Genomic DNA, 23,060 nt, shown 5'->3' with positions numbered 1-23,060 from the left:
ACCGCCCTGAGCCGAAGAGCGCGCCGGTGCCGAAAGCGAGGAGCGACCAGCGACTGACGAAGGAGGAAGCGCCGGAGCGACGACCGTCGGCACCGGGTCCGAGCGCTCGGAGGCGAAGGGCGAGTCTCCGTCACCATCGGGCAGGCGCGTGACGCGAGTCACCGCTTGGCGGCCGGGAGGAAGCCGATCCGGTCGTACACCGTCGCGAGCGTCTCGGAAGCCACCGCGCGGGCCTTCTCGGCGCCGATCGCCAGCACCCGGTCCAGCTCGGCCGGGTCGTCCAGGAAGGTGCTGGTGCGCTCCTGGAAGGGGGCGACCCACTCGGTGAACAGCTCGGCCAGCTCGGTCTTCAGGGCGCCGTACATCTTGCCCTCGAAGTGCGCGACCAGCTGCTCGACCGACTGGCCGCTGAGCGCGGAGTGGATCCGCAGCAGGTTGGAGACGCCCGGCTTCCGCTCCTCGTCGTAGGAGACCACGGTGTCGGTGTCGGTGACGGCGCTCTTGAACTTCTTGGCGCTGACCTTCGGCTCGTCCAGCAGGCTGACCAGGCCCTTGGGCGAGGAGGCCGACTTGCTCATCTTGATGCCCGGGTCCTGCAGGTCCATGATCTTCGCCGTCTCCTTGAGGATGTACGGCTTGGGGATCGTGAACGTCGGGGTGTAGCGCGAGTTGAAGCGCTCCGCGATGTCGCGGGTGATCTCCACGTGCTGGCGCTGGTCCTCGCCGACCGGGACGGCGTCCGCCTGGTAGAGCAGGATGTCCGCGATCTGCAGGATCGGGTAGGTGAACAGGCCCACGGTGGTGCTCTCGGCGCCGTACCGGGAGGACTTGTCCTTGAACTGGGTCATCCGGGAGGCCTCGCCGAAGCCGGTGAGGCAGTTCATCACCCAGGCGAGCTGCGCGTGCTCGGGCACGTGCGACTGGACGAACAGGGTGCAGTGCTCCGGGTCCAGGCCGGCGCCGAGCAGCTGGGCGGCGGAGATCCGGGTGTTCTGGCGCAGGGTCACCGGGTCCTGCGGCACGGTGATCGCGTGCAGGTCGACGACCATGTAGAAGGCGTCGTTCGCCGTCTGCAGGTCGACCCACTGGCGCACCGCGCCCAGGTAGTTGCCGAGGTGGAACGAGCCGGAGGTGGGCTGGATCCCGGAGAGCACCCGGGGTCGGTCCTTGACCGGACCAGTGACCGCTGCGTTGACCATGCGGGCCATTCTTCCAGTTCTCCCGGTCGCTCAGGAAACCTCCGCCCCAGCAGGTTCCTCCGGTGTGACCGCACTCACCCTGACCCGGGCGATCCGCCGGCCCTCCACCTTGGCCACCGTCAGCAGCACCGCTCCGCCGCCCTCGACCGGGACCCGGGCCTGGTCGCCGTCCCGGGGCAGCCGGCCGAGCGAGGCGACCAGACAGCCGGCCACCGTCTCGTACGGGCCCTCGGGCAGGGCGACGCCGGTCTCCTCCTCGAAGTCACCGAGGTTGAGCAGGCCGTCCAGTTCCATGCCGCCGCCGGCCAGCCGACGGGTGGGGGCGGTCTCCGGCCGGTCGTACTCGTCCCGGATCTCGCCGATCACCTCCTCGACCAGGTCCTCCAGGGTGACGATGCCGGCGGTGCCGCCGTACTCGTCCACCACGATGGCCAGGTGGTGGCCCTCCCGGCGCATCTCGCCCATCGCCTCCAGCACCCGCTTGGTGCCGGGCAGCAGCTTGACCGGGCGGGCCAGGTCACGGACCTTGACGGCCTGCTCGCCGCGGGCGCCGTACAGGTCCCGGACGTGGACGAAGCCGACCACGGCGTCGGCGCTGCCCTCGACCACCGGGTAGCGGGAGTGCGGCGAGGTCTCGGCCTGGTGCCGCACCTCGGCCAGCGGGCGCTCCGCGTCCAGGAAGGTCACCTCGGTGCGCGGAACCATCACCTCGCGCAGCTGGCGCTCCCCGGCGGCGAACACGTCCGCGATCAACGCCCGTTCGTCGCTGCCCAGTTCGGTGTTGGAGGCGACCAGGCCGCGCAGCTCCTCGGAGCTCATCGAGCCGCGCCCGGCCGCCGGGTCGCCGCCGAACAGCCGGACCATCAGGTTGGTGGAGTGGCCGAGCAGCCAGATCACCGGGCGCAGCGCCACCGACATCACGTCCACCACGGGGGCGGCGACCACCGCGATGGACTCGGCGCGCTGCAGGCCGATCCGCTTGGGGGTGAGCTCGCCGAGCACCAGCGAGACGTAGCTGATCACCAGGGTGAGCCCGACCAGGGCGACCGCGTCCGCCATCCCCTGGGACAGCCCCGCCTCCACGAACAGCGGGGCGACCTTGCCGGACAGCGTGTCGGCGCCGAAGGCGGCGGACAGGAAGCCCATGCAGGTCACGCCGACCTGGACGGCGGCCAGGAAGCGGTTGGGGTCGGCGGCCAGGTGCGCGGCCCGGGCCGAGCGCCGGGTGCCGCGTGCCTCCAGCGCCCGGATCTGGCCCTCGCGCAGCGAGATCAGCGAGATCTCGGCGACGTTGAACAGCCCGCCCAGCAGGATGAAGACGAGGACGAGCGCGGCATCCCCGAGGGTTTCGTTCACAGCGGGCCAGTGTAGGCGGCGGGGGCGGACGGGAGCCGGAAGCGGCGGCGCGGGGTTGGGCCCGGCGACGGGCCCGGACGAGGGCCGGGTACGGCGACGGCCCGCCGCCTCCCGGGTTCGGGAGGGGCGGGCCGTCGGGAAGGCCGCGAGGGCGGGGCTCAGATGAGGCCCAGCTCCTGGACCGCGTCGCGCTCCTCGGTCAGCTCCTTGACCGAGGCGTCGATGCGGGCGCGGGAGAAGTCGGAGATCTCCAGGCCCTGGACGATCTCGAACTTGCCGTCCTTGGTGGTGACCGGGAAGGAGGAGATCAGGCCGGCCGGGACGCCGTAGGAGCCGTCGGAGACGACACCCATGGAGGTCCAGTCGCCCTCGGCGGTGCCGTTGACCCAGGTGTACACGTGGTCGATGGCGGCGTTGGCGGCCGAGGCGGCCGAGGAGGCGCCACGGGCGTCGATGATGGCGGCGCCGCGCTTGGCGACGGTCGGGATGAAGTCGTTCTCCAGCCAGGCCTGGTCGCTGCCGACGGCCTCGAAGGCCGGCTTGCCGGCGACCTCGGCCTGGAAGATGTCCGGGTACTGGGTCGCGGAGTGGTTGCCCCAGATGGTGACGCGCTTGATGTCGGAGACCAGGGCGCCGGTCTTGGCGGACAGCTGGCCGACCGCGCGGTTGTGGTCCAGACGGGTCATCGCGGTGAAGCGCTCGGCCGGGACGTCCGGGGCGTTGCGCTGGGCGATCAGGGCGTTGGTGTTGGCCGGGTTGCCGACGACCAGGACCTTGATGTCGTCCGCGGCGTGGTCGTTGATGGCCTTGCCCTGCGGGCCGAAGATGCCGCCGTTGGCCTGCAGCAGGTCGCCGCGCTCCATGCCGGCGGTGCGCGGACGGGCGCCGACCAGCAGCGCGACGTTGGCGCCGTCGAAGGCCTCGTTCGGGTTGTCGGTGATCTTGATGTCCCGCAGCAGCGGGAAGGCGCAGTCGACGAGCTCCATCGCGGTGCCCTCGGCGGCCTTGAGGCCCTGCGGGATCTCCAGGAGGCGCAGGTTCACCGGCACGTCGGCACCGAGCAGGTGGCCCGAGGCGATGCGGAAGAGCAGCGCGTAGCCGATCTGGCCGGCGGCTCCGGTGATGGTGACGTTGACGGGGGTGCGGGTCATTTCTACCTTCTCCAGCAAATCGCCAGGTGCCCCAGGCACACCGGCACTGGAGCCAGGATGATCTCTCGACATCGAGAGACCGGCGTCAGGTTATCGCAAAGGGAAGCCTACGCCGCGTGTGCGGGCGTGGCAGATGCGTCACAGACGCACCGTGGCCCCGCCCGGGGCTCGGCTTCCGGGCGGGGCCACGGGAACGGGGCCGCGGAGGGGGTCGGCGACTCAGTGCTTGGGCCGGCCGATCAGCTGGCCGATGTTGTCCAGCAACGGGAACTCCAGCCACGGGTTCGGCTGCGCGACCAGGGTCAGCAGCACGATCGAGGCGCCCAGGAAGGTCAGCACGATCACGTCGGTGAAGCGGCTGCGCACCGCCAGCATCCCGACCTCGGGCAGCACCAGCCGCAGCACCGCGCCGAGCAGCACCCCGGTGCCGAGGATCAGCAGCCCGTACTTGAAACCGTCCTTGAAGTCGGCGAACCAGGTGACCGCGAGGCCGGCGCCGACCACCGACAGGACCAGCGTTATCGGCCACTGCCGGACCGGCAGGGCGTGGTCGCGCCCGAGCGCCGGGGCGGCGCCCTCGGGCGGCAGGGTGCCGGTGGTCTTGACCGGCCTTCGCCGGGACCGCGCCGGTCGCGGTTCAGTCATGCTCGCCGTCCCTCGGGGATCAGACGCCGGCGCGGCGCTCGGCCGCCTCGACGATGTTGTTGAGCAGCATCGCGCGGGTCATCGGGCCCACGCCGCCGGGGTTGGGGGAGATCCAGCCGGCCACCTCGGCCACGCCCGGGTGCACGTCGCCGACGATCTTGCCCTCGCTGCGGCTGACGCCGACGTCCAGCACCGCGGCGCCCGGCTTGACGTCCTCCGGCTTGACCAGGTGCGGCACGCCCGCGGCGGCCACGATGATGTCGGCCTTGCGCAGGTGGGCACCGAGGTCCCGGGTGCCGGTGTGGCACAGGGTGACGGTGGCGTTCTCGCTGCGGCGGGTCAGCAGCAGGCCGATCGAACGGCCGACGGTGATGCCGCGGCCGACCACGACCACCTCGGCGCCGTCGATCTCCACGTCGTGCCGGCGCAGCAGCTCGACGATGCCCAGCGGGGTGCACGGCAGCGGGCCCTCGATGCCCAGCGCCAGGCGGCCGAGCGAGGTCGGGTGCAGGCCGTCGGCGTCCTTGTCCGGGTCCATCAGCTCCAGGACCGGGTTCTGGTCCAGGCCCTTGGGCAGCGGCAGCTGGACGATGTAGCCGGTGCAGGCCGGGTCGGCGTTGAGCTCGCGGACGACGTTCTCGACGTCCTCCTGGGTGGCGGTCGCGGGCAGCTCGCGCTGGATCGAGGCGATGCCGACCTCGGCGCAGTCCTTGTGCTTCCCGTTGACGTACCAGCGGCTGCCCGGGTCGTCGCCGACCAGGACGGTACCGAGGCCGGGCGTGACGCCCTTCGCCTTGAGGGCCGCTACGCGGGCGGCGAGTTCGGACTTGATCGCGGCGGCGGTGGCCTTGCCATCGAGAATCTGGGCAGTCATGACCCCATTCTCCCGGATCGCGACCGGCCTCCGTACCGGGGCCGCCCGACGAGCGGGACGGGTACGGAAGGTCCGCACCACGTTGCGGTTGCGCCACAGTCTTGACCTGGCGCCCACAACCGGCTGGACAGCGTACTGCCGTCCGGATGACGATATGCGGGCATTCCCTGCCGCGACCCGGCCCGGTGACGGGCCGACGGCTCCCGCGGCGGGGCGTACCCGGGGGAAAGAGCCAGTGATCCGACCACAGCAGACCGCACAGCCCGACCGCCGCGGCGCGGTCCTCACCGCGCCGTGCCCGTCCCGCCGTCCGATCACCCGCTCGTCACAGCACTGAGCCGGCCGCGCCCGTCACCGCCGCCGGGCTGTCACCGTGCCCGACCCGCCGACCGCAACCGGGTCCTCCGCCGCCCCGTCCCCGCGTCCCCGTAACTGCCCGGAGGCATCCATGAGTTACCCGCCCGACCCGAACAACCCGTACGGCCAGCCGCAGGCCCCCGGCTACGGCTACCCGCAGCAGGCGCCGCCGGCGGCTCCGGGCTACGGCTACCCGCAGCCGGCCGCCCCGGCCTACGGCTACGCGCCGGCCGTGCCGCAGGCCATGCCGGGCCTGGTGATGACCGCCCGGGTGCTGCTGTTCATCGTCGGCGGTGTGCAGATTCTCATCACGATCGGTCTCATGATCGGGGCCGCGGGTGCCAAGAAGGCCGCCGACACGTACAGCTCAAGCAGCGCCAACGCGATCTTCAACGCGACCGCAGGCGTCGCGCTGGTCCTCGGGATCGTGTTCCTCCTCGCCTCGGTGCTCTCCATCACGGTCGGGGTGAAGTTCGGCCGTGGCGGCAACGCCACCCGGATCACCACCATCGTGTACGGCTCGATCGCCCTGCTGATCGGCTTGTTCCTGATGTTCGGCGCGATCACCGGGAGCACCCAGGCGACCGGGGATACCCAGGCGGCGGCCCAGGGCGCCGGCTTCGCCATGGTCTTCAGCGGGCTGTGGATCGCGATCTGCATCGTCTGGATCGTCGCGATGTGCGTACGGGACGGCGTCAACTGGTTCAACCGGCCGCGGTACTGACCGAACGGCACGGACACGGCGAAGCGGCCCGGCTCCCTCCTCGGAGGGGGCCGGGCCGCTTCGTACCACTGGGGAACTCAGTGGAAGAAGTGGCGCGCGCCGGTGAAGTACATCGTCACGCCGGCCTTCTCGGCCGCCTCGATGACCAGCTCGTCACGGATCGAACCGCCCGGCTGGACGATCGCCTTCACGCCGGCGGCGATCAGGATCTCCGGGCCGTCCGGGAACGGGAAGAAGGCGTCCGAGGCGGCGTACGAGCCCTTGGCCCGCTCGCCGGCCCGCTCGACCGCGAGCTTGCAGGAGTCGACCCGGTTGACCTGGCCCATGCCGACGCCGACCGAGGCGCCGTTCTTGGCCAGCAGGATCGCGTTGGACTTGACGGCCCGGCAGGCCCGCCAGGCGAAGGCCAGCTCGGCCAGCTCGGCCGCGGAGAGCCCCTCGCCGGTGGCCAGCGTCCAGTTCGCCGGGTCGTCGCCCTCGGCCTGCACCCGGTCGGCGTCCTGGAGCAGCACGCCGCCGGAGATCGGGCGCACCTCCTGGCGGTTGGCGGGGGCCTCGGGGGCGACCAGCACCCGGATGTTCTTCTTGCGGGCCAGCACCTCGACCGCGCCGTCCTCGTAGCCGGGGGCCACGACGACCTCGGTGAAGATCGGGGCGATCTGCTCGGCCAGCTCGACGGTGACCGGGCGGTTGACCGCGATCACGCCGCCGTACGCGGAGACCGGGTCGCACTCGTGCGCCTTGCGGTGCGCCTCGACGACGTCGGCGCCGGTCGCGATGCCGCACGGGTTGGCGTGCTTGATGATCGCGACGGCCGGCTCGGCGTGGTCGTACGCGGCGCGGCGGGCGGCGTCGGTGTCGACGTAGTTGTTGTACGACATCTCCTTGCCGTGCAGCTGCTGCGCGCCGGCCAGGCCGCCAGTGCCGTCCGTGTACAGTGCGGCGCCCTGGTGGGGGTTCTCGCCGTAGCGCAGCACGTTCTGGCGCTCCCAGGTGGCGCCGAGGAACTCGGGGAAGCGCTCGTCGCTGGGGGCGTAGCCGGCCTCGAACCAGGAGGCCACGGCCACGTCGTAGGCGGCGGTGTGGGCGAACGCGGCACCGGCCAGGCGCTTGCGGGTGGCCAGGTCGAAGCCGCCCTCGCGGACGGCCGTCAGCACGTCGTCGTAGCGGGCCGGGTCGACGACCACGGCCACCGACGGGTGGTTCTTGGCGGCGGCGCGGACCATGCTCGGGCCGCCGATGTCGATCTGCTCGACGCACTCGTCCGGGGTGGCGCCCGAGGCGACGGTGGCCTTGAACGGGTAGAGGTTCACCACGACCAGGTCGAACGGCTCGACGCCGAGCTCGGCCAGCTGCGCGCGGTGCGACTCCAGGCGCAGGTCGGCGAGCACGCCGGCGTGCACGCGGGGGTGCAGCGTCTTCACGCGCCCGTCCAGGCACTCCGGGAAGCCGGTCAGCTCGGAGACCTCGGTCACCGGGACGCCGGCGGCGGCGATCCGGCCGGCGGTGGAGCCGGTGGAGACGATGGCGACCCCGGCGGCGTGCAGGCCCTGGGCCAGCTCCTCCAGACCGGTCTTGTCGTACACGCTGATCAGCGCGCGACGGATCGGGCGGATGTTCTCCGAAACGGGGGGCGTGGTGGAGCTGGCACTCATGCTCCCACCTCGCTGCGCTCGGCGGGCGCTGCGCGCCAGGCACCCTTCTCGATGATTCGTTCGCTCCGCTCACTCATGTGCCGGAATCCATACCTTTCGGTCCTCGATGCGGTGACCTTCGCGGGCCAGCCGGCCCACGACGTCGACGAGCAGCTTGCGCTCGACAGTCTTGATGCGCTCGTGCAGCGCTTCGCCGCCATCGGCGTGGTCGGCGTCGACGACCTCGACGACGCCCTGCGCGATGATCGGCCCGGTGTCCACACCGGAGTCGACCAGGTGGACGGTGCAGCCGGTGACCTTCACCCCGTACGCGAGCGCGTCGGTGACGCCGTGGGCGCCGGGGAAGGCGGGCAGCAGTGCGGGGTGGGTGTTGACGATCCGCCCGCCGAAGGCCGCGATGAACTCGGGGCCGAGGATCTTCATGAAGCCGGCCGTGACCACCAGGTCCGGCTGGTGGGCGGTGACGGAGGCGGTCAGCGCGCGGTCCCAGTCGTCGCGGTCCGCGAAGTCCTTCAGCCGGTGGACGAAGGTCGGCAGGCCCGCGGTCTCGGCGCGCTCCAGGCCGGCGATGCCGTCGCGGTCCGCGCCCACGGCCACGATCTCGGCGCCGTAGGCCGGGTCGGCGACGGCGTCGATCAGCGCCTGCAGGTTGGTGCCGGAGCCGGAGACCAGCACCACCAGGCGGGCCGGTCCGGGCGTACGGGGCGGGAAGAGCTGAGCGGGGGCGGCGGCCACTGCGCGATTCTCCGTAGGTCGGGCGCCGCCCGCTGGTACGTCCACCGGCGGTGGGGCCACTACGAACGGCAGGTCGAGCGAAGCGGAACACCGGGAGAACCCGCCGCGACGCGGGCCCCGGGGAACCTATCTGAGCTGCTGACCGTCACCACGATAACGGCTGGTCGAAGGGCCCCCGCACCCTCCCGGCGGCGCTACGCGCGTAGTTGAGACGGGGATCTCCTCGGGCCCGCCGCACCGGAGTTGCGCACGGCCCGTACGGGTGCGGGCAGGCCCCCGCCGGGCCCTCGAACGCTTGCGGGATCATTGGGGGCGCGGGAGACCGCTCCGACCCGAGACCCTCCGACGCGACATCCTCCGACCGAGCCAGACCACCGAATCAGACGACCGAGCCCCGACCGAGAAGGAACGGCTGAACCCATGAGCAGCGGCGACGAGACCGACGAGCGCAACCCCTTCGCGCCGCCGCCGGCGGACGCCCCGGACCAGCCGTGGCGGCCGCGCAGCCCCTGGCCCGGCCAGGGGCCCGACGGCGACGGCGGCAGCCAGGGCGGTGGCGGTCAGGGCGGTGGCGGCCAGGGCGGTGGCGGTCAGGGCGGCGACCGGCCGCCGTTCCCGCCGCCGTGGGGTCAGGGCCTCGGCGACGGCCGTCCCGGCCGGGGCCCCCAAGCCCCGCAGCCGCCCCGGCTCGACCCGACCGACCCGACCCACCGCAAGGCCCGCAACGCCGCGCTGGCGGGGCCCTTCGCGCTGGTCTGCCTGTTCGCCGGCTTCCACTGGATCGCGTTGCTGGTCGGGGTGCTCGGCATCGTCTGGGGCATCGGCGCGCTGCGGGCCAAGCGGCCCGCAGCGGCGGCCGGGGCCGGGATCCCCGCGCCGAACCCGCTCACCCCGGCCGCGCTCGCCGGGATCCTCACCGGCGCGATGACCGTCGTGGTCGCCACCTCGGTGATCGGGCTCGGGTACTACTACCGGGACTACGTCACCTGCGTGCGGGACTCGCTGACCAGCGTCGGCGCCGAGAACTGCGACCGGTACGCGCCGCAGTGGTACGTGGACTTCACCGGGAACGCGGAGTAGACGGGTTCGGTCAGCCGGTCCGGTCGGTGGGGCCCTGACCGGACAGTCGCAGCACGAGGGCGTACGTACGGGCGCGCAGCTCCAGCGCGCTCCGGCGCATCCGGATCGTGAGCCGGGCGTACACGCCCTGCCCGGGCGCCGGGCTCGCGGCATCGGCCACACCCTCGACACCGAACGCGTACTCGGCGCCGACGGCGTACTCGAGGTCGTCCGGGAACTCGAGGTCGTCGGCGTACTCGACGCCCGCCGGGCCGACCGCGCGGTGGCGGACCAGCAGGGCGCCCGGTACCGCCACCACGGCGAGCCAGCCCGCCGCCGCCAGGCCCGTCCACCACGGCACCGGCCCCAGCCGGGCCATCCGCTCGGCCGCCAGCGCACCGCCCGACAGCCAGCCCAGCACCGTCGCCCCGGCGCCGAGCAGCAGCGCGGCCGCCAGCGCCGCCGTCACCGTCGCGGCGGACGACCAGGGTTCGGCGTCACCTGCCGGGGAACGGCGGCCCGCCGCCGCGCGGCCCAGCAGGACCGCGGGCACCAGCCCCGCCAGCACCGGCAGCAGCAGCGCCGCCAGCCGCCAGCCACCCGGGCCCTCCTGGGGCAGCAGGGCGAACAGCGGGAACTCCGGCACCTGGCCGAGCCCCGTACGTCCCGGCGACACCAGTGTCCCGGTGCCGACCTCGAACCCCGGGCCCAGCGCGTACGCCGCACCCCACAGCACCGCGTTCGGCAGCAGCACCACGGTGAGCAGCAGCAGCCCCAGCAGCGCCGCGGGCCCGCGCCCGAGCAGCGCCATCCCGCGCCCACCGCCGGCCGCCGCGTCCAGCAGCGCCGCCACCGCCACCAGCAGCCCGCCCGCCGCGACCAGGCCCGCCCCGGCCGCACCGGCGGCCCGGCCCACCACGGGTGTGCCACCGGCCGGCCGCCAGCCCGGCGGGAGCCGGTCGAGCAACGGCTCGCGCTCGGCACCGTCCGACCGCACGGACCGGACGGACCGGACGCCCGCGGCCGTCGACAGTCCGGCGAGCAGACCCACCACCAACAGGTCCGGCAGCACCCGGCTGCGGAACAGCCCCGCACCCGTGCAGTGCAGCGCCACCGCGACCGCCACCGCGCAGTACCCCGCCCACAGCGCCACCGGGCCGCCCCAGCGCGACCGCAGCCCGTGCCGCGCCGCCACCCCGGCGGCCGCCCGGTACAGCCGCACCACCGCCAGGATCCCGAGCAGCAGCGGGGTGACGGTCAGCGGGGCGTCGGCGCCGCCGCGCAGCACCGGCGCGCCGTGCCCGAGCAACCAGAGCGCACCTGCCAGCCGGGTCGCACTAGCCGCGTCCGAGTCGGCGTACGGCGTCGCCACCCAGAGCCCGAGCACCGGCACCCCGACCACCGCCAGACCGACCAGCGCCGTCCGCACCCCCGCCAACAGGTCCGCCAGCGCGGGGCGCCCACCCAATTCGCCCGGCACTTCCAGGATCGGACGACCCATCAGCTGCGTCATGCGCCTCATGGTGCCAAGGCGACTCGCCATGCTCCGTGAACCGGCAAACCGCCGCCGTGTCCCAGATTATTGGCTTATGCGCCTTTTCAGACCCTGCCCCCAAGCCGTCGCCTCCCCGGCCCGGAGCGTCTGATGACCACGCCATCCACCCGCACCCCCGACCCGCTGCGGAAGCTGACTCCCCGTGAGGCCCAGGCCCTCGCCCACCTCACCGCCGGGCACGGCCTCGACCACACCGCCGCCGCCCTCGGCGTCGCTCCCACGACCGCCCGCAGCTATCTCCACCGCGCCCTGCGCAAACTCGGCTGCCCCACCGAAGCCGCCGCCATCGCCCTCCTCAGAACCGCACCCCCCGCCGGCTCCGCCGGCACCAACCGCACGCGAGTGGCCCCCACAGCCCCGGGGGAACGCAGCGGCATGCCACAGACCGCCCCGGCCCCAGGGGAACCCGACATCCCGTCCCCCACCGCCCGCCCCGGTCACCCGACCGGGAACGCCCCGGCCCACGCCGGAACGGCCGCCGAGGCCCCGCGGACCGGCGCGGCCACCGCGCCGGCGGGCGGCGGGCACCGGGCGGCCACACGCGGCGGCGACGCGAAACACCCTCCGGTGGCCACCGACGGCGGGCGGTCCTCGACCGGCCGGGCCCGGGGGCCGCAGGCAACCGCGTCGAAGGTGCGGGCGGAGCAGCCGAGCTCCGGCAGGCCGGGCAACCACCTGCCCGGGGCGCCCTCGGTGGCAACCGCCTCCCCGGCGACGCCCGAGACCGGCCGCACGGGAGCAACCGAGCCCTCCCGGGTGCAACTCGGCGGCCCGACGACACCCGAAACCGGCCGCACGGGAGCAACCGAGCCCTCCCGGCCGCAGCTCGGGGGCCCGGCGCGTTCCGCGGCAGCGGCTGGAGGCCGGCGCGACGCCGGGCAGGCGACGCCCGCCATCCACCCGGCGGGCACGGGCCGGAGCCGACCGTCCGCGGACCGCGCGCAGCCGCAGGTGTCCGCGGCGGTGGCGGTCGAACGGCAGCCGGGATCCGACGGCAGGCGGACCGGTGAAGCCCACGCGAAGAGCACGACGGGTACCTCGGCAACGGCCGGAGGCAGGCGGTCGCCTTCCGCCGGTAGTCCGGGACCGGGGCGGGTCCCGGTGGCGCCCACTGATCCGGAGCAGGCCCCCGCGTCCACCGCACACGGGAAGCAGCGGCCCGCCCCGCAGCAGGACGTGCCCGCCGCCCCGGCCGACCGCCGTGCGGCCTCCGAGCGATCGGATGCCGCGCGGAACGCGCCGTCAGCTCCCACCAGCCACCGCGCCACCTCCGCCCGGTCCGGTCGCGGGGAGGACGCAGCCAGCGCCCCGGCCGATCGAGGCGGAGCCATGCGGAAGGCACCGTCCGACCACCATGCGGCATCCACTCGAACCGGCAGCGAGCACAAGCCACCGCCAGCCACCGCCGACGAGCGCACCACCTCCGGACGAGGCATCCCCACCGGGACCGGGACACCGACCAAGACCGGGCAGAAGCCCTCGCCCACCCCAGGGTGGGACGTCTCCACGGGGACCGAGACGCCGGCCCAGGCCGGGCGCAAGCCCTCGCCCACCCCCGCCGACGAGCTCGCCGCCGCTCGGGCCGGGAACGGACAGTACGTTCCCGCCGACCAGCGCACCGCCACCGGACAGGACGTACCCGTCGCCCCGGCTGACCAGCGCACCACCACCGGACGGGACCTCCCCACCGAACCCGGGACGCCCGCCCAGGCCGGGCGCGAGCCCTCGCCCACCTGGGCCGGGAGCGGGCGGGACGTACCCGCCGCCCCGGCGGGCGCCGATCCCCGGGAGCGGATCAGTCTGGCGCTCACCGAGGCGGGGAACGGGCGGGACCTGTCGGAGGACTTCGAGGAGCTGTACGAGGCCGCGCACACCAGGCTGGTGCAGCAGGTGTTCCTGCTGACGGCGTGCCGGCACCGGGCGGTGCACTGTGTGCAGCTGGCGTTCGGGCAGGCGCGGCGGGACTGGGGGGCGGTGGTCGGGTCGGGGGATCCGGAGGGCTGGGTGCGGGTGCGGGCGTGCGAGCTGGCGCTGTCGCCGTGGCACCGGGGCGGGCCGCGGCGGGCGCACGTGTGGAAGCTGCCGCACCGGCGGATCCGGGTGCGGCCGGCGGACGAGGCGCAGTCGGTGCTGCCGGACCACGACCGGCTGACCGACCGGGACGAGGCACTGTTGAAGGCGCTGCGGCGGTTGTCGCGGCCGCAGCGGCGGGCGCTGGTGCTGCACGACGGGCTGGGGCTGCCGGCGGCGGCGATCGCGGTGGAGGTGGAGGCGACGCGGGCGGCGGCGGAGGGGCGGGTGTGGGCGGCGCGGGCGGCGCTGGCGCAGTGGGTGCCGGAGCTGGTGGGGCCGGATCCGGCGGCGCCGGGCTTCGCGGACGGGTTGAGCGGGCTGCTGCACCGGGCCGCGGTGCGGGGTTGTCCGCAGCCGCACCGGGCGCCGGTGCCGGTGTTGCGGGCCCGGCACCGGTTGTGGACGGCGAGCCGGACGGGCGCGGCGGTGCTGCTGACGGCGGCGGTGGGTGGGGCGGCGCTGGCGACGCTGGCGGGGCTGCGGCCGGCGGCGCTGTTCCAGCGGCCGGATGACCCGGTGCCCGCGCTGTGCGTGCCGGCCCCGACCGCGAAGGTGGCGGAGCCGGGGGTGCCGTTGCGGCCGGGCGGGGCGCCGAACGGCATCAGCAGTCTGTGGTGCAGTCCGACGCCGGGGTTGGAGGCGGTGGTGGCGGACCCGCAGCCGCAGGCGATCGCCCGGTGGCAGCTGCCGGTGGCGGCCCGGGGTACGGCCCCGCCCCCGCAGCGGGATCCGGCGGCCTGCTCGGCGTGGTCCCCGCTGCCGTGCGTCGCGGGGCCCAGGCGCTGAAACGCCGAGCTGAAACCGCGAGCGAAGCGCCGAGCTGACGCCGAGCTGAAACCGCGAGCTGAAACGGCGAGCTGAAACGGCGAGCGCCCCCGCCCGGGAAGGGCGGGGGCGCTCACCGCGCGGGTGACCGGGGTCAGCCGGCGATGATCTCGCGAGCCAGGCGGGCGGTCTCGGACGGCGTCTTGCCGACCTTGACACCGGCGGCCTCGAGGGCCTCCTTCTTCGCCTGGGCGGTGCCCGAGGAGCCGGAGACGATGGCGCCGGCGTGGCCCATGGTCTTGCCCTCGGGGGCGGTGAAGCCCGCGACGTAGCCGACGACCGGCTTGGTGACGTGCTCGGCGATGTAGGCCGCGGCACGCTCCTCGGCGTCGCCGCCGATCTCACCGATCATGACGATGATCTCGGTCTCCGGGTCCTCCTGGAAGGCCTTGAGGGCGTCGATGTGGGTGGTCCCGATGACCGGGTCACCGCCGATGCCCACGGCCGAGGAGAAGCCGATGTCGCGCAGCTCGTACATGAGCTGGTAGGTCAGGGTGCCGGACTTCGAGACCAGACCGATCTTGCCGGAGCTGGTGATGTCGGCCGGGATGATGCCGGCGTTCGACTGTCCGGGGCTGATCAGGCCGGGGCAGTTCGGGCCGATGATCCGGGTCTTGTTGCCCTTCGAACCGGCGTACGCCCAGAAGGCGGCGGTGTCGTGCACCGGGACGCCCTCGGTGATGACGACGGCCAGCGGGATCTCGGCGTCGATGGCCTCGATGACGGCGGCCTTGGTGAACGCCGGCGGCACGAAGAGGACGGAGACGTCGGCGCCGGTCTTCTCCATGGCCTCGGCGACGGAGCCGAAGACCGGGATCTCGGTGCCGTCGACGTCGACCGTGGTACCGGCCTTGCGCGGGTTGACACCGCCGACGATCTGGGTGCCGGAGGCGAGCATGCGGCGGGTGTGCTTCATGCCCTCGGCGCCGGTCATGCCCTGGACGATGACCTTGCTGTCCTTGGTAAGGAAGATAGCCATGGTGTTAAGTCCCCTTCCTTACTTGTTGGCCAGCTCGGCGGCGCGGTCGGCCGCACCGTCCATGGTGTCCACGCGCTGGACCAGCGGGTGGTTGGCGTCGTCGAGGATCTTGCGACCCAGCTCCGCGTTGTTGCCGTCCAGGCGGACGACCAGCGGCTTGGTGACGTTCTCGCCCTTGCTCGCGAGGAGCTCCAGGGCCTGCACGATGCCGTTGGCGACCGCGTCACAGGCGGTGATGCCGCCGAAGACGTTGACGAAGACCGACTTGACGTCGGGGTCGCCGAGGATGATCTCCAGGCCGTTCGCCATGACCTCGGCGGAGGCGCCGCCACCGATGTCGAGGAAGTTGGCGGGCTTGACGCCGCCGTGCTTCTCACCGGCGTAGGCGACCACGTCGAGGGTGCTCATGACGAGGCCCGCGCCGTTGCCGATGATGCCGACCTGGCCGTCGAGCTTGACGTAGTTCAGGCCCTTGGCCTTGGCGGCGGCCTCGAGCGGGTTGGCGGCGGCCTTGTCCTCCAGCGCCTCGTGCTCGGGCTGGCGGAAGTCGGCGTTCTCGTCCAGGGAGACCTTGCCGTCGAGCGCGATGATCTTGCCGTCGCCGGACTTGATCAGCGGGTTGACCTCGACGAGGAGGGCGTCCTCGGCGATGAAGACCTTCCACAGCTTCTGCAGGACGTCGGCGACCTGGTCGGCGACCTCGGCCGGGAACTTCGCCGCGGCGACGATCTCGGCGGCCTTCTCCGGGGTGCAGCCCTCGTTGGCGTCGACCGGGATCTTGGCGAGCGCGTCGGGGTTCTGCTCGGCGACGACCTCGATCTCCACGCCGCCCTCGACGCTGGCCATGGCCAGGAAGGTGCGGTTGGTGCGGTCCAGCAGGAACGAGACGTAGTACTCGTCCTTGATGTCCGCGGTCTGGGCCAGCATCACCTTGTGAACGGTGTGGCCCTTGATGTCCATGCCGAGGATCTGCTCGGCCTTGGCGACGGCGTCGGCCGGGTCGGCGGCGAGCTTGACGCCACCGGCCTTGCCTCGGCCACCCACCTTCACCTGAGCCTTGACGACGGCACGGCCGCCGAAGCGCTCCGCGATGGCGGCAGCGTCTGCGGCGGTCTCGATGACATCGCCGTCAAGCACGGGCACGCCGTGCTTGGCGAAGAGGTCCCTCGCCTGGTACTCGAACAGGTCCACGTGTTTGTCCTTGTTCGTGGTCGCGGATTGTGTCTCTACGAGCGTGCCACGGCAGGATCTTCGCTGCGGGTCGTCGGGGCGGTGCGGGTACGCAGAGGTACGGCCTTGCGGCCCACACAGCCACGGGCGCACACGTCAATCAACACGCGCGTCACGTCCGTCTGGCAGGTTATCCCCGTGGGACGGGCGTGTTCCGCCCGGGGCCTGCCCGACTTGGGTGAGAACCGTCACAGATCTACCCGGCGGCGCCGGACGGGGCCCGCGGTCCAGCGATCGAGTGATTCACACGTTCGAGTGAGGTTGTCCGTCCCCCTGATCAGCCCCCTTGACCAGGTGCCGCGGGATCGGACGCTTCTCGATCGCCGCCGCCATGATCTCCGGGAAGGCGTCCGGGGTGCAGGCGAAGGCCGGGGCGCCGAGCGCGGCCAGGGCGGCGGCATGGGAGTGGTCGTAGGCCGGCGCACCCTCGTCCGAGAGCGCGAGCAGGGCGATGAACTGGACGCCGGCCGCCTTCATCTCGGCGACCCGCCGCAGCATGCCGTCCCGGATGCCGCCCTCGTACAGGTCGCTGATCAGCACCACGACGGTCTCGGACGGCCGGGTGATCTTCGACTGGCAGTAGGCGAGCGCCCGGTTGATGTCGGTGCCGCCGCCGAGCTGGGTGGCGAACAGCACGTCCACCGGGTCGATGAGCTGCTCGGTGAGGTCGACCACCGAGGTGTCGAAGACGACCAGCCGGGTGTCCAGGGTGCGCATCGAGGAGAGCACCGCGCCGAACACCGCGGAGTGGACGACCGAGGGCGCCATCGAGCCGGACTGGTCGACGCAGAGGATGACGTCCTTCTTCACCGCGCGCTGGGCGCGCGCGTAGCCGACCAGGCGCTCGGGCACGACGGTGCCGTGTTCGGGCAGGTGGTTCTTCAGGTTGGCCCGGATCGTGCGGTCCCAGTCGATGTCCCGGTGGCGCGGCCGGTTCACCCGGGCGCTGCGGTCGAGGGCGCCGCCCACGGTGGCCCTGGTCCGGTCGGCGAGCCGGCGCTCCAGATCGGCGACCACCTTGCCGACCACGGCCCGGGCGGACTCCCGGGTGGTCTCCGGCAGCGCGTGCTTGAGCGACAGCAGGGTGCCGACCAGGTGCACGTCCGGCTCCACGGCCGCCAGCATCTCCGGCTCCAGCAGCAGCCGGTCTAGGCCGAGCCGGGTGATCGCGTCCTGCTGCATCAGCTGGACGACGGTGGACGGGAAGTACTCGCGGATGTCGCCCAGCCAGCGGGCCACCTGCGGGGCCGAGCCGCCGAGCCCGGCGCTGCGCCGGCCGCCGCGGGCCGTCCGGGCGCCCTCCTCGGGGGCCCCGCGGTAGAGCGCGGCGAGGGCGCCGTCCATCGCGGCGTCCCGGCCGCGCAGGGTGCAGCCGGTGCCGTCGGCCTCGCCGCCGAGCACCAGGCGCCAGCGGCGCAGCCGTTCGTCGGTCGTGGTCGCCATCTCGTCCTCTCCTTCGACCGGGGTCATTCGGCTGTAGTCATTCGGCTGGGGTCAGGTGTTGCGGCCGACGGCCTGGCGGGGGATCTTCGGGCGGACGCTGAGCAGCAGGGCCAGCACCGGGACGACGGAGTCGGCGCGGTCCCGGTCGAGTTCGCGGGCTGCCTCGGGCGCCGCCGGGGCCGCGCCGAGCGGGCCGGCCGCGACCCGGCCGCCGATGGTGGTGCGCACGCCCGCCTCCAGCCCGGCGAAGGTGCGCCGCAGCAGCGGCAGCACGTCGGTGAACACCTCGTCACTGACCCCGCCGAGCCACTCGTCCAGCAGGGCGAGCAGCCGGGGGTCGTGCAGCAGCAGGGCGCCGCCGCCGGTGAGGAAGCCCTCGACCCAACCGGCCGCGTCGGCCGGGGCGTTGGCGACGGAGAGCACCAGCCGCAGCCGTCGGCCGGCCTCCTCGGAATCCAGCCGGCCGTCGTCCAGCAGCAGCCGGACGGCGCGGCCGCGCAGCAGGCCGGGGGCGCCGGTGGCCGGTCCGCCGGTGGGCTCGCGGCGGGCCAGTGAGCGCAGGGCGGCGGCCCAGCGGTCGGCCAGGCCGTCGGCGTCGGTGGCGCTGTCGGCGCCGGTGGCGGTGCTGGGGGCGGTGCCGGGGGCGGTGCCGGTGGCGGTTTCCGGGTCGAGCAGGGCGATCGCGCCGTGCACCTCGTCGATCCGGGCGCGCATCGCCGCCGCGCTCTCGGCGTCCAACCCGACGCAGGCGGGCGGCAGTCCGACGCAGACCCGCTCGGCCAGGCCCGCCGCGGCCCCGGCCAGCGCCTCGTGGTCGGTGCCGCGCACGTCGCCGTAGCGCAGCGCGCGGACCAGCGCGGGCAGCGCGCCCGCCAGGTGCGCGACATCGGTGTCCAGGGCCGCGCAGTCGGCCAGCACCCGCATCACCGCGGGCAGCGCGCCGGACAGCCCGGCCAGCAGGCAGGTCTCCACCAGGCCGGTCAGCTCGGCGAGTTCGACGGCGGCCCGGGCGGTGCCGACCGCCTTGTTGACGGCGGCCTCCTCGACCGTGGTGCCCCACTGGGCGGCCTCGGCGATCCGGACCGCGAACTCGGGCTGCCAGCACAGCCGCCAGCTCTCCCGGAACGTCCCGGTGGAGTTGACCGAGGAGCTGGTTGGCACGCCCCACTCGACGCCCAGCAGCCGCAGCCGGTGCAGCAGCCGGGAGCGGGCCGCGTCGGTGTCCTTGCGCAGGTCGAGGTCCAGCTCCCGGGGCGCCGCCGCAGGCTTGAGTCGCAGCGAGCGCTGCAGTCGGGCGAGGTCGCGCTGCAGCGGCACGGCCGGTGCGGCGTCCGGGACTTCGCCGAGCGCGTCGCCCACCACCAGGCGCTCCCGGACGAGTTCCAGGGCGACGTCCGAGCCCTCGCAGAGCACCGCGCGGACGGCGTCCAGGGTCTCGGTCAGCCCGGCGAGCGGGCGGCCGCGCAGCGCGGCCAGGGTCTCGGCGAGCCGGACCGCCTCGATCACGTGGGCCGAGGAGACCGGGTGGTCCGCGGCGCGCAGCAGCTCGGCGGCCCGGGTGAGCCAGCGCGGCACCGGGTCGCCCTCGGTGGTGAACAGGTGGTGGTACCAGCCGGGCGACTGGACGCCCGCGCCGTAACCGGTGGCCTGGGAGAGCCGGCGGTGCGTCCACGGGATCCAGGTGATGTCCACCCGCACCTTCTTCGGCAGGGCGGCGAGCAGCGCCCGGTCGTGGGCGACGGTGGGCATCGTCGCCAGCCCGGGGACGTGGAAGGCCCCGCAGACCACGGCGATCCGGCGGTGCCCGGCGCGGCGGGCGGCCCGGATCTGCTGGCGCATGTGGGCCTCGCGCAGCTGGTCCCGGCGGGACTCGCCGAGGCCCTCGGCGCGCAGCGCGCCCATCGCCTCGGCGACGGCCGCGAAGGGCGCCAGCGCGTCCGCGGCGGGGGCGCGGTGCTCGACCACGTCCTCCCACCAGCGCTCCGGGTCGTCGTGTCCGGCGGCCTCGGCGAGCAGCGCCAGCGGGTCGGCGGGCAGCTCGCCGGGCCCGTCCCCGTCGGCGTCGCCGTCCGTGAACGGCGCGAAGCCGTACCCGGCGGGCAGGTCGATGAAGCGGACCGGCAGGTCGTGGTCCACGGCGTGGCGGATCGCCACCCACTCCGGGGAGAACTCGGCGTACGGCCAGAACGCGGCCTTCGCCGGGTCGTCCACCGCGTGGGCGAGCAGGGCGACCGGCGGCACCAGGTCCTTCTCGGCGGCGAGGTGGACGACGGCCTCGGCCTCCGCCGGGCCCTCGATCAGCACCGCGTCCGGCTGCCACTGCGCCAGCGCGGCGGCCACCGCCCGGGCCGAGCCGGGGCCGTGGTGCCGGATGCCCAGCAGGGCGACCTCGGCGTTCGTCATGCCCCCACCTCGCTCCGCTCGGCAGGTGCGACGCACAACCGGCACCTCTCGACGGTTCGCTCGCTCCGCTCACTCACTCCCCCACCTCGCTCCGCTCGGCAGGTGCGACGCACAATCGGCACCTCTCGACGGTTCGCTCGCTCCGCTCACTCACTCCCCCACCTCGCTCCGCTCGGCAGGCGCGACGCACAACCGGCACCTCTCGACGGTTCGCTCGCTCCGCTCACTCACTCCCCCACCTCGCGGGCCGCGCGGTAGAAGTCCTTCCAGCCGTCGCGCTCGCGCACCACCCCTTCGACGTACTCGCGCCACACCGCCCGGTCCGCCACCGGGTCGCTGACGACCGCGCCGAGGATGCCGGCCGTCACGTCCCCGGCGCGCAGCACGCCGTCGCCGAAGTGGGTGGCCAGGGCCAGGCCGTTGGTCACCACCGAGATCGCCTCGGCGGTGGAGAGGGTGCCGCTCGGGGTCTTGACCTTCGTCCGGCCGTCCACGGTGAGGCCGGCCCGCAGCTCGCGGAAGACCGTCACCACCCGCCTGATCTCCTCGGCGCCGCCCGGCAGTTCGGGCAGGTCGAGGGAGCGGCCGAGCTGGTTGACCCGGCGGGTGACGATGTCGACCTCCTCGTCCAGCGAGCCCGGCAGCGGCAGCACCACGGTGTTGAAGCGGCGGCGCAGCGCGCTGGACAGCTCGTTGACGCCGCGGTCGCGGTCGTTGGCGGTGGCGATCACGTTGAAGCCGCGCACGGCCTGGGTCTCGCTGCCCAACTCCGGTACCGGCAGCGTCTTCTCGGACAGGATGGTGATCAGGCTGTCCTGCACGTCGGCCGGGATCCGGGTGAGCTCCTCGATCCGGGCGAGCTTGCCGTCCGCCATCGCCCGCATCAGCGGCGAGGGCACCAGGGCGTCCCGGCTGGGGCCGTGGGTGAGCAGCTGGGCGTAGTTCCAGCCGTACCGGACGGCCTCCTCGGGGGTGCCGGCGGTGCCCTGCACCAGCAGCGTGGAGTCACCGCTGATCGCGGCGGCCAGGTGCTCGGACACCCAGGTCTTCGCGGTGCCGGGCACGCCGAGCAGCAGCAGCGCGCGGTCCGTCGCCAGGGTGGTGACGGCGACCTCGACAACCCGGCGCGGGCCGATGTACTTGGGGGTGATCCGGGTGCCGTCGGGCAGCTCACCGCCGAGCAGGTACGTCGCCACGGCCCACGGCGAGAGCTTCCAGCGCTCGGGGCGGGGACGGTCGTCCTGCGCGGCCAGTGCGGCCAGTTCGCCGACGAAGGCATCCTCGGCGTGCTGCCGCAGAACGTCGGTCATGGGGGCTCCTTCGGGTCGGCCGCCGGGTGCACGGGTGCCCGGGCGGCAAAGAGAACGGGGGGAGCCAGGTCGGCGTCCCGGCCTGTGGGAACCACCTTGCACGGGGGGACTGACAACGCCGGACGGACAGTCAGCCGATGTCAGTACCCCCGCCTACCGTCGGTCGCATGGAGGAACGCTGGAGCACCGAACACATCCTGTCCCTGGCACCTGACGCCGCGTCGCGGAAGGCCGCGGGCAAGCTGTCCTCGCCCGCGCCCTGGTCCGGGACGGGCACCGACGGGATCGCGCTCTGGGGCGAGTGCCAGGGCAGCGGCCGCACGCCGTACCGCACCGTGGTCGAACTCGCCACGCCCGCCTACCAGTGCAGCTGCCCCAGCCGGAAGTTCCCGTGCAAGCACGCGCTCGGGCTCCTCCTGCTGTGGAGCGGCGCCCCCGGGGCCGTACCGGCCGGCGAGCCCGCCGACTGGGCGGCCGAGTGGCTCCGGACCCGCCGGGAGCGCGCCGAGAGGCGCGCGGCGCCCCCGGCCGATCCGGAGGCCGCCCGCCGCCGGGCCGAACGGCGCGGCGCCCGGGTCGCGGCCGGCGCGGCCGAGCTGCGGTTGCGGCTGGCCGACCGGATCCGGCACGGCCTCGCCGACCAGTCCACGGCAGGCCCCTGGGAGGAGGTCGCGGCCCGGATGGTAGACGCCCAGGCGCCCGGACTGGCCAGCCGGGTACGGGAGTTGGACACCCTGCCGGAGGAGCGGCTGCTGGCGGAGTACGCGATGCTCCACCTGCTCGCCACCGCCGCCACCCGGATCGAACAGCTGCCGCCCGAACTGGCCGCCACCGTCCGCGCCCGGGTCGGCTACACCCTGGACGCGGCCGAGGTGCTCGCCGGACCGACCGTCCGGGACCGCTGGTTGGTGCTCGGCAGTCGGACCGTGCCGATGGAAGGGGGTGCCGACGACCGGCTCACCACCCGCCGGGTCTGGCTGCGCGGCGCCAAGACCGGCCGCCCCGCCCTGCTGCTCGCCTTCGGCCGCCCCGGCCAGGCCCCTGACCTCGCCCTGCCCACCGGCCACCTGCTGGAGGCCGAACTCGCCTACCACCCCGGCGCCCGCCCGCTGCGCGCCGCGCTCGGCACCCGCTACGGCGCCCCCGAGCCCGGCCCGGCCGCCCCGCCCGCCGGACTCACCGTCGCCGAGGCGGTCGCCGGGTACGGCACCGCGGTGGCCGACGACCCGTGGCTGGACAGCTGGCCGACGGTGCTCGCCGGAGTCATCCCGGTCCGCACCCCGGACGGCTGGTACCTGACGGACGGCCACCACACCGTCCCGATCCGCCCCTCGGCCGTCCCGGAGGCGGCGCTGTGGCGGCTGGTCGCGGTCTCCACCGGCCGCCCGCTGACGGTCTTCGGCGAGTACGGCCACCAGGGCTTCGCCCCGGTCACCGCCTGGACCGCCGAACACCGCCCGGTCGGCCTCACATCCGCATAGGAGAAG

17 protein-coding genes and 1 pseudogene are annotated in these 23,060 nt (G+C 74.1%); 5 read left to right on the top strand and 13 right to left on the bottom strand.

Annotated features, from left to right (window positions below; translation table 11 throughout):
* Window positions 1-158: 158 nt before the first annotated feature.
* From trpS to O1G21_RS23280, 5 genes are all read right to left on the bottom strand, one after another.
* Window positions 159-1,154, bottom strand: coding sequence for a tryptophan--tRNA ligase (trpS, locus tag O1G21_RS23300; RefSeq protein ID WP_270151198.1), 996 nt, complete (start codon window positions 1,152-1,154; stop codon window positions 159-161).
* 75 nt (window positions 1,155-1,229) lie between these two features.
* Window positions 1,230-2,555 carry a hemolysin family protein gene (locus O1G21_RS23295; RefSeq protein WP_270146534.1) on the bottom strand — a complete coding sequence of 442 codons (1,326 nt, stop codon included), beginning with the start codon at window positions 2,553-2,555 and terminating at the stop codon, window positions 1,230-1,232.
* 158 nt (window positions 2,556-2,713) lie between these two features.
* Entirely contained in the window at window positions 2,714-3,706 is a 993-nt protein-coding gene (locus O1G21_RS23290; protein ID WP_270146533.1) for a malate dehydrogenase, read from the bottom strand.
* Window positions 3,707-3,925: 219 nt separating this feature from the next.
* Window positions 3,926-4,351, bottom strand: coding sequence for a DUF3017 domain-containing protein (locus tag O1G21_RS23285; RefSeq protein WP_270146532.1), 426 nt, complete (start codon window positions 4,349-4,351; stop codon window positions 3,926-3,928).
* A gap of 19 nt (window positions 4,352-4,370) precedes the next feature.
* Entirely contained in the window at window positions 4,371-5,225 is an 855-nt protein-coding gene (locus tag O1G21_RS23280) for a bifunctional methylenetetrahydrofolate dehydrogenase/methenyltetrahydrofolate cyclohydrolase (protein ID WP_270146531.1), read from the bottom strand.
* 448 nt (window positions 5,226-5,673) lie between these two features.
* Between O1G21_RS23280 and O1G21_RS23275 the strand changes: the two genes are divergently transcribed.
* Entirely contained in the window at window positions 5,674-6,306 is a 633-nt protein-coding gene (locus O1G21_RS23275; protein WP_270146530.1) for a hypothetical protein, read from the top strand.
* A gap of 77 nt (window positions 6,307-6,383) precedes the next feature.
* Here the strand turns inward: O1G21_RS23275 and purH are convergent, their stop codons facing one another.
* Window positions 6,384-7,961, bottom strand: coding sequence for a bifunctional phosphoribosylaminoimidazolecarboxamide formyltransferase/IMP cyclohydrolase (gene purH, locus O1G21_RS23270; protein ID WP_270146529.1), 1,578 nt, complete (start codon window positions 7,959-7,961; stop codon window positions 6,384-6,386).
* A gap of 69 nt (window positions 7,962-8,030) precedes the next feature.
* Window positions 8,031-8,696 (bottom strand): phosphoribosylglycinamide formyltransferase, encoded by a 666-nt coding sequence (purN, locus tag O1G21_RS23265; RefSeq protein ID WP_270146528.1) that lies wholly within the window; start codon window positions 8,694-8,696, stop codon window positions 8,031-8,033.
* Window positions 8,697-9,116: 420 nt separating this feature from the next.
* Here purN and O1G21_RS23260 point away from each other — a divergent pair, with 420 nt between their 5' ends.
* The gene (locus O1G21_RS23260; protein WP_270146527.1) at window positions 9,117-9,776 is read left to right on the top strand and encodes a hypothetical protein; all 660 of its coding nucleotides are present in this window, start codon (window positions 9,117-9,119) and stop codon (window positions 9,774-9,776) included.
* A 10-nt stretch (window positions 9,777-9,786) separates the two neighbouring features.
* Here O1G21_RS23260 and O1G21_RS23255 read toward each other — a convergent pair whose 3' ends face one another.
* Complete coding sequence (locus O1G21_RS23255) at window positions 9,787-11,268, bottom strand: cell division protein PerM (RefSeq protein ID WP_270146526.1); 1,482 nt, start codon at window positions 11,266-11,268, stop codon at window positions 9,787-9,789.
* A 132-nt stretch (window positions 11,269-11,400) separates the two neighbouring features.
* Here O1G21_RS23255 and O1G21_RS41815 point away from each other — a divergent pair.
* Together O1G21_RS41815 and O1G21_RS23250 are read left to right on the top strand one after the other, a co-directional pair.
* A pseudogene (locus tag O1G21_RS41815) lies at window positions 11,401-11,589 on the top strand (LuxR C-terminal-related transcriptional regulator); the annotation flags it as partial.
* A gap of 1,050 nt (window positions 11,590-12,639) precedes the next feature.
* Window positions 12,640-14,169, top strand: coding sequence for a hypothetical protein (locus tag O1G21_RS23250; RefSeq protein ID WP_270146525.1), 1,530 nt, complete (start codon window positions 12,640-12,642; stop codon window positions 14,167-14,169).
* Between the two features lie 133 nt (window positions 14,170-14,302).
* On the opposite strand, the gene sucD is transcribed toward O1G21_RS23250, so the two are convergent.
* The 5 genes from sucD to O1G21_RS23225 all read right to left on the bottom strand — a co-directional run bounded on the left by sucD (window position 14,303) and on the right by O1G21_RS23225 (window position 21,573).
* Window positions 14,303-15,187 carry a succinate--CoA ligase subunit alpha gene (gene sucD, locus O1G21_RS23245; RefSeq protein ID WP_270146524.1) on the bottom strand — a complete coding sequence of 295 codons (885 nt, stop codon included), beginning with the start codon at window positions 15,185-15,187 and terminating at the stop codon, window positions 14,303-14,305.
* 18 nt (window positions 15,188-15,205) lie between these two features.
* On the bottom strand, window positions 15,206-16,378 hold the full coding sequence (sucC, locus tag O1G21_RS23240) for an ADP-forming succinate--CoA ligase subunit beta (protein WP_270146523.1): 1,173 nt from the start codon (window positions 16,376-16,378) through the stop codon (window positions 15,206-15,208).
* A 282-nt stretch (window positions 16,379-16,660) separates the two neighbouring features.
* Window positions 16,661-17,860, bottom strand: a complete 1,200-nt coding sequence (locus O1G21_RS23235; RefSeq protein WP_270146522.1) for a VWA domain-containing protein — start codon at window positions 17,858-17,860, stop codon at window positions 16,661-16,663.
* A 51-nt stretch (window positions 17,861-17,911) separates the two neighbouring features.
* Window positions 17,912-20,263: a DUF5682 family protein gene (locus tag O1G21_RS23230; protein WP_270146521.1), complete on the bottom strand. Its 2,352-nt coding sequence runs from the start codon at window positions 20,261-20,263 to the stop codon at window positions 17,912-17,914.
* A gap of 227 nt (window positions 20,264-20,490) precedes the next feature.
* Window positions 20,491-21,573, bottom strand: a complete 1,083-nt coding sequence (locus tag O1G21_RS23225; protein ID WP_270146520.1) for an ATP-binding protein — start codon at window positions 21,571-21,573, stop codon at window positions 20,491-20,493.
* Window positions 21,574-21,740: 167 nt separating this feature from the next.
* Between O1G21_RS23225 and O1G21_RS23220 the strand changes: the two genes are divergently transcribed.
* Window positions 21,741-23,054: an SWIM zinc finger family protein gene (locus tag O1G21_RS23220; RefSeq protein WP_270146519.1), complete on the top strand. Its 1,314-nt coding sequence runs from the start codon at window positions 21,741-21,743 to the stop codon at window positions 23,052-23,054.
* Window positions 23,055-23,060 lie beyond the last annotated feature (6 nt).

The sequence above is a fragment of the Kitasatospora cathayae genome, assembly GCF_027627435.1.
Taxonomy (GTDB): Bacteria; Actinomycetota; Actinomycetes; order Streptomycetales; family Streptomycetaceae; genus Kitasatospora; species Kitasatospora cathayae.
Note: the sequence above shows the minus strand (reverse complement) of the source record. Positions and strands in the feature narration are given on the sequence as shown.

What these genes read in the sequence shown, in the direction of transcription:
- O1G21_RS23290 (WP_270146533.1), bottom strand. Translation starts at nt 3,706, where the DNA reads ATGACCCGCACCCCCGTCAACGTCACCATCACCGGAGCCGCCGGCCAG.
- O1G21_RS23285 (WP_270146532.1), bottom strand. Translation starts at nt 4,351, where the DNA reads ATGACTGAACCGCGACCGGCGCGGTCCCGGCGAAGGCCGGTCAAGACC.
- O1G21_RS23280 (WP_270146531.1), bottom strand. Translation starts at nt 5,225, where the DNA reads ATGACTGCCCAGATTCTCGATGGCAAGGCCACCGCCGCCGCGATCAAG.
- O1G21_RS23275 (WP_270146530.1), top strand. Translation starts at nt 5,674, where the DNA reads ATGAGTTACCCGCCCGACCCGAACAACCCGTACGGCCAGCCGCAGGCC.
- purH (WP_270146529.1), bottom strand. Translation starts at nt 7,961, where the DNA reads ATGAGTGCCAGCTCCACCACGCCCCCCGTTTCGGAGAACATCCGCCCG.
- O1G21_RS23260 (WP_270146527.1), top strand. Translation starts at nt 9,117, where the DNA reads ATGAGCAGCGGCGACGAGACCGACGAGCGCAACCCCTTCGCGCCGCCG.
- O1G21_RS23255 (WP_270146526.1), bottom strand. Translation starts at nt 11,268, where the DNA reads ATGACGCAGCTGATGGGTCGTCCGATCCTGGAAGTGCCGGGCGAATTG.
- O1G21_RS23250 (WP_270146525.1), top strand. Translation starts at nt 12,640, where the DNA reads ATGCGGAAGGCACCGTCCGACCACCATGCGGCATCCACTCGAACCGGC.
- sucD (WP_270146524.1), bottom strand. Translation starts at nt 15,187, where the DNA reads ATGGCTATCTTCCTTACCAAGGACAGCAAGGTCATCGTCCAGGGCATG.
- O1G21_RS23235 (WP_270146522.1), bottom strand. Translation starts at nt 17,860, where the DNA reads ATGGCGACCACGACCGACGAACGGCTGCGCCGCTGGCGCCTGGTGCTC.
- O1G21_RS23230 (WP_270146521.1), bottom strand. Translation starts at nt 20,263, where the DNA reads ATGACGAACGCCGAGGTCGCCCTGCTGGGCATCCGGCACCACGGCCCC.
- O1G21_RS23225 (WP_270146520.1), bottom strand. Translation starts at nt 21,573, where the DNA reads ATGACCGACGTTCTGCGGCAGCACGCCGAGGATGCCTTCGTCGGCGAA.
- O1G21_RS23220 (WP_270146519.1), top strand. Translation starts at nt 21,741, where the DNA reads ATGGAGGAACGCTGGAGCACCGAACACATCCTGTCCCTGGCACCTGAC.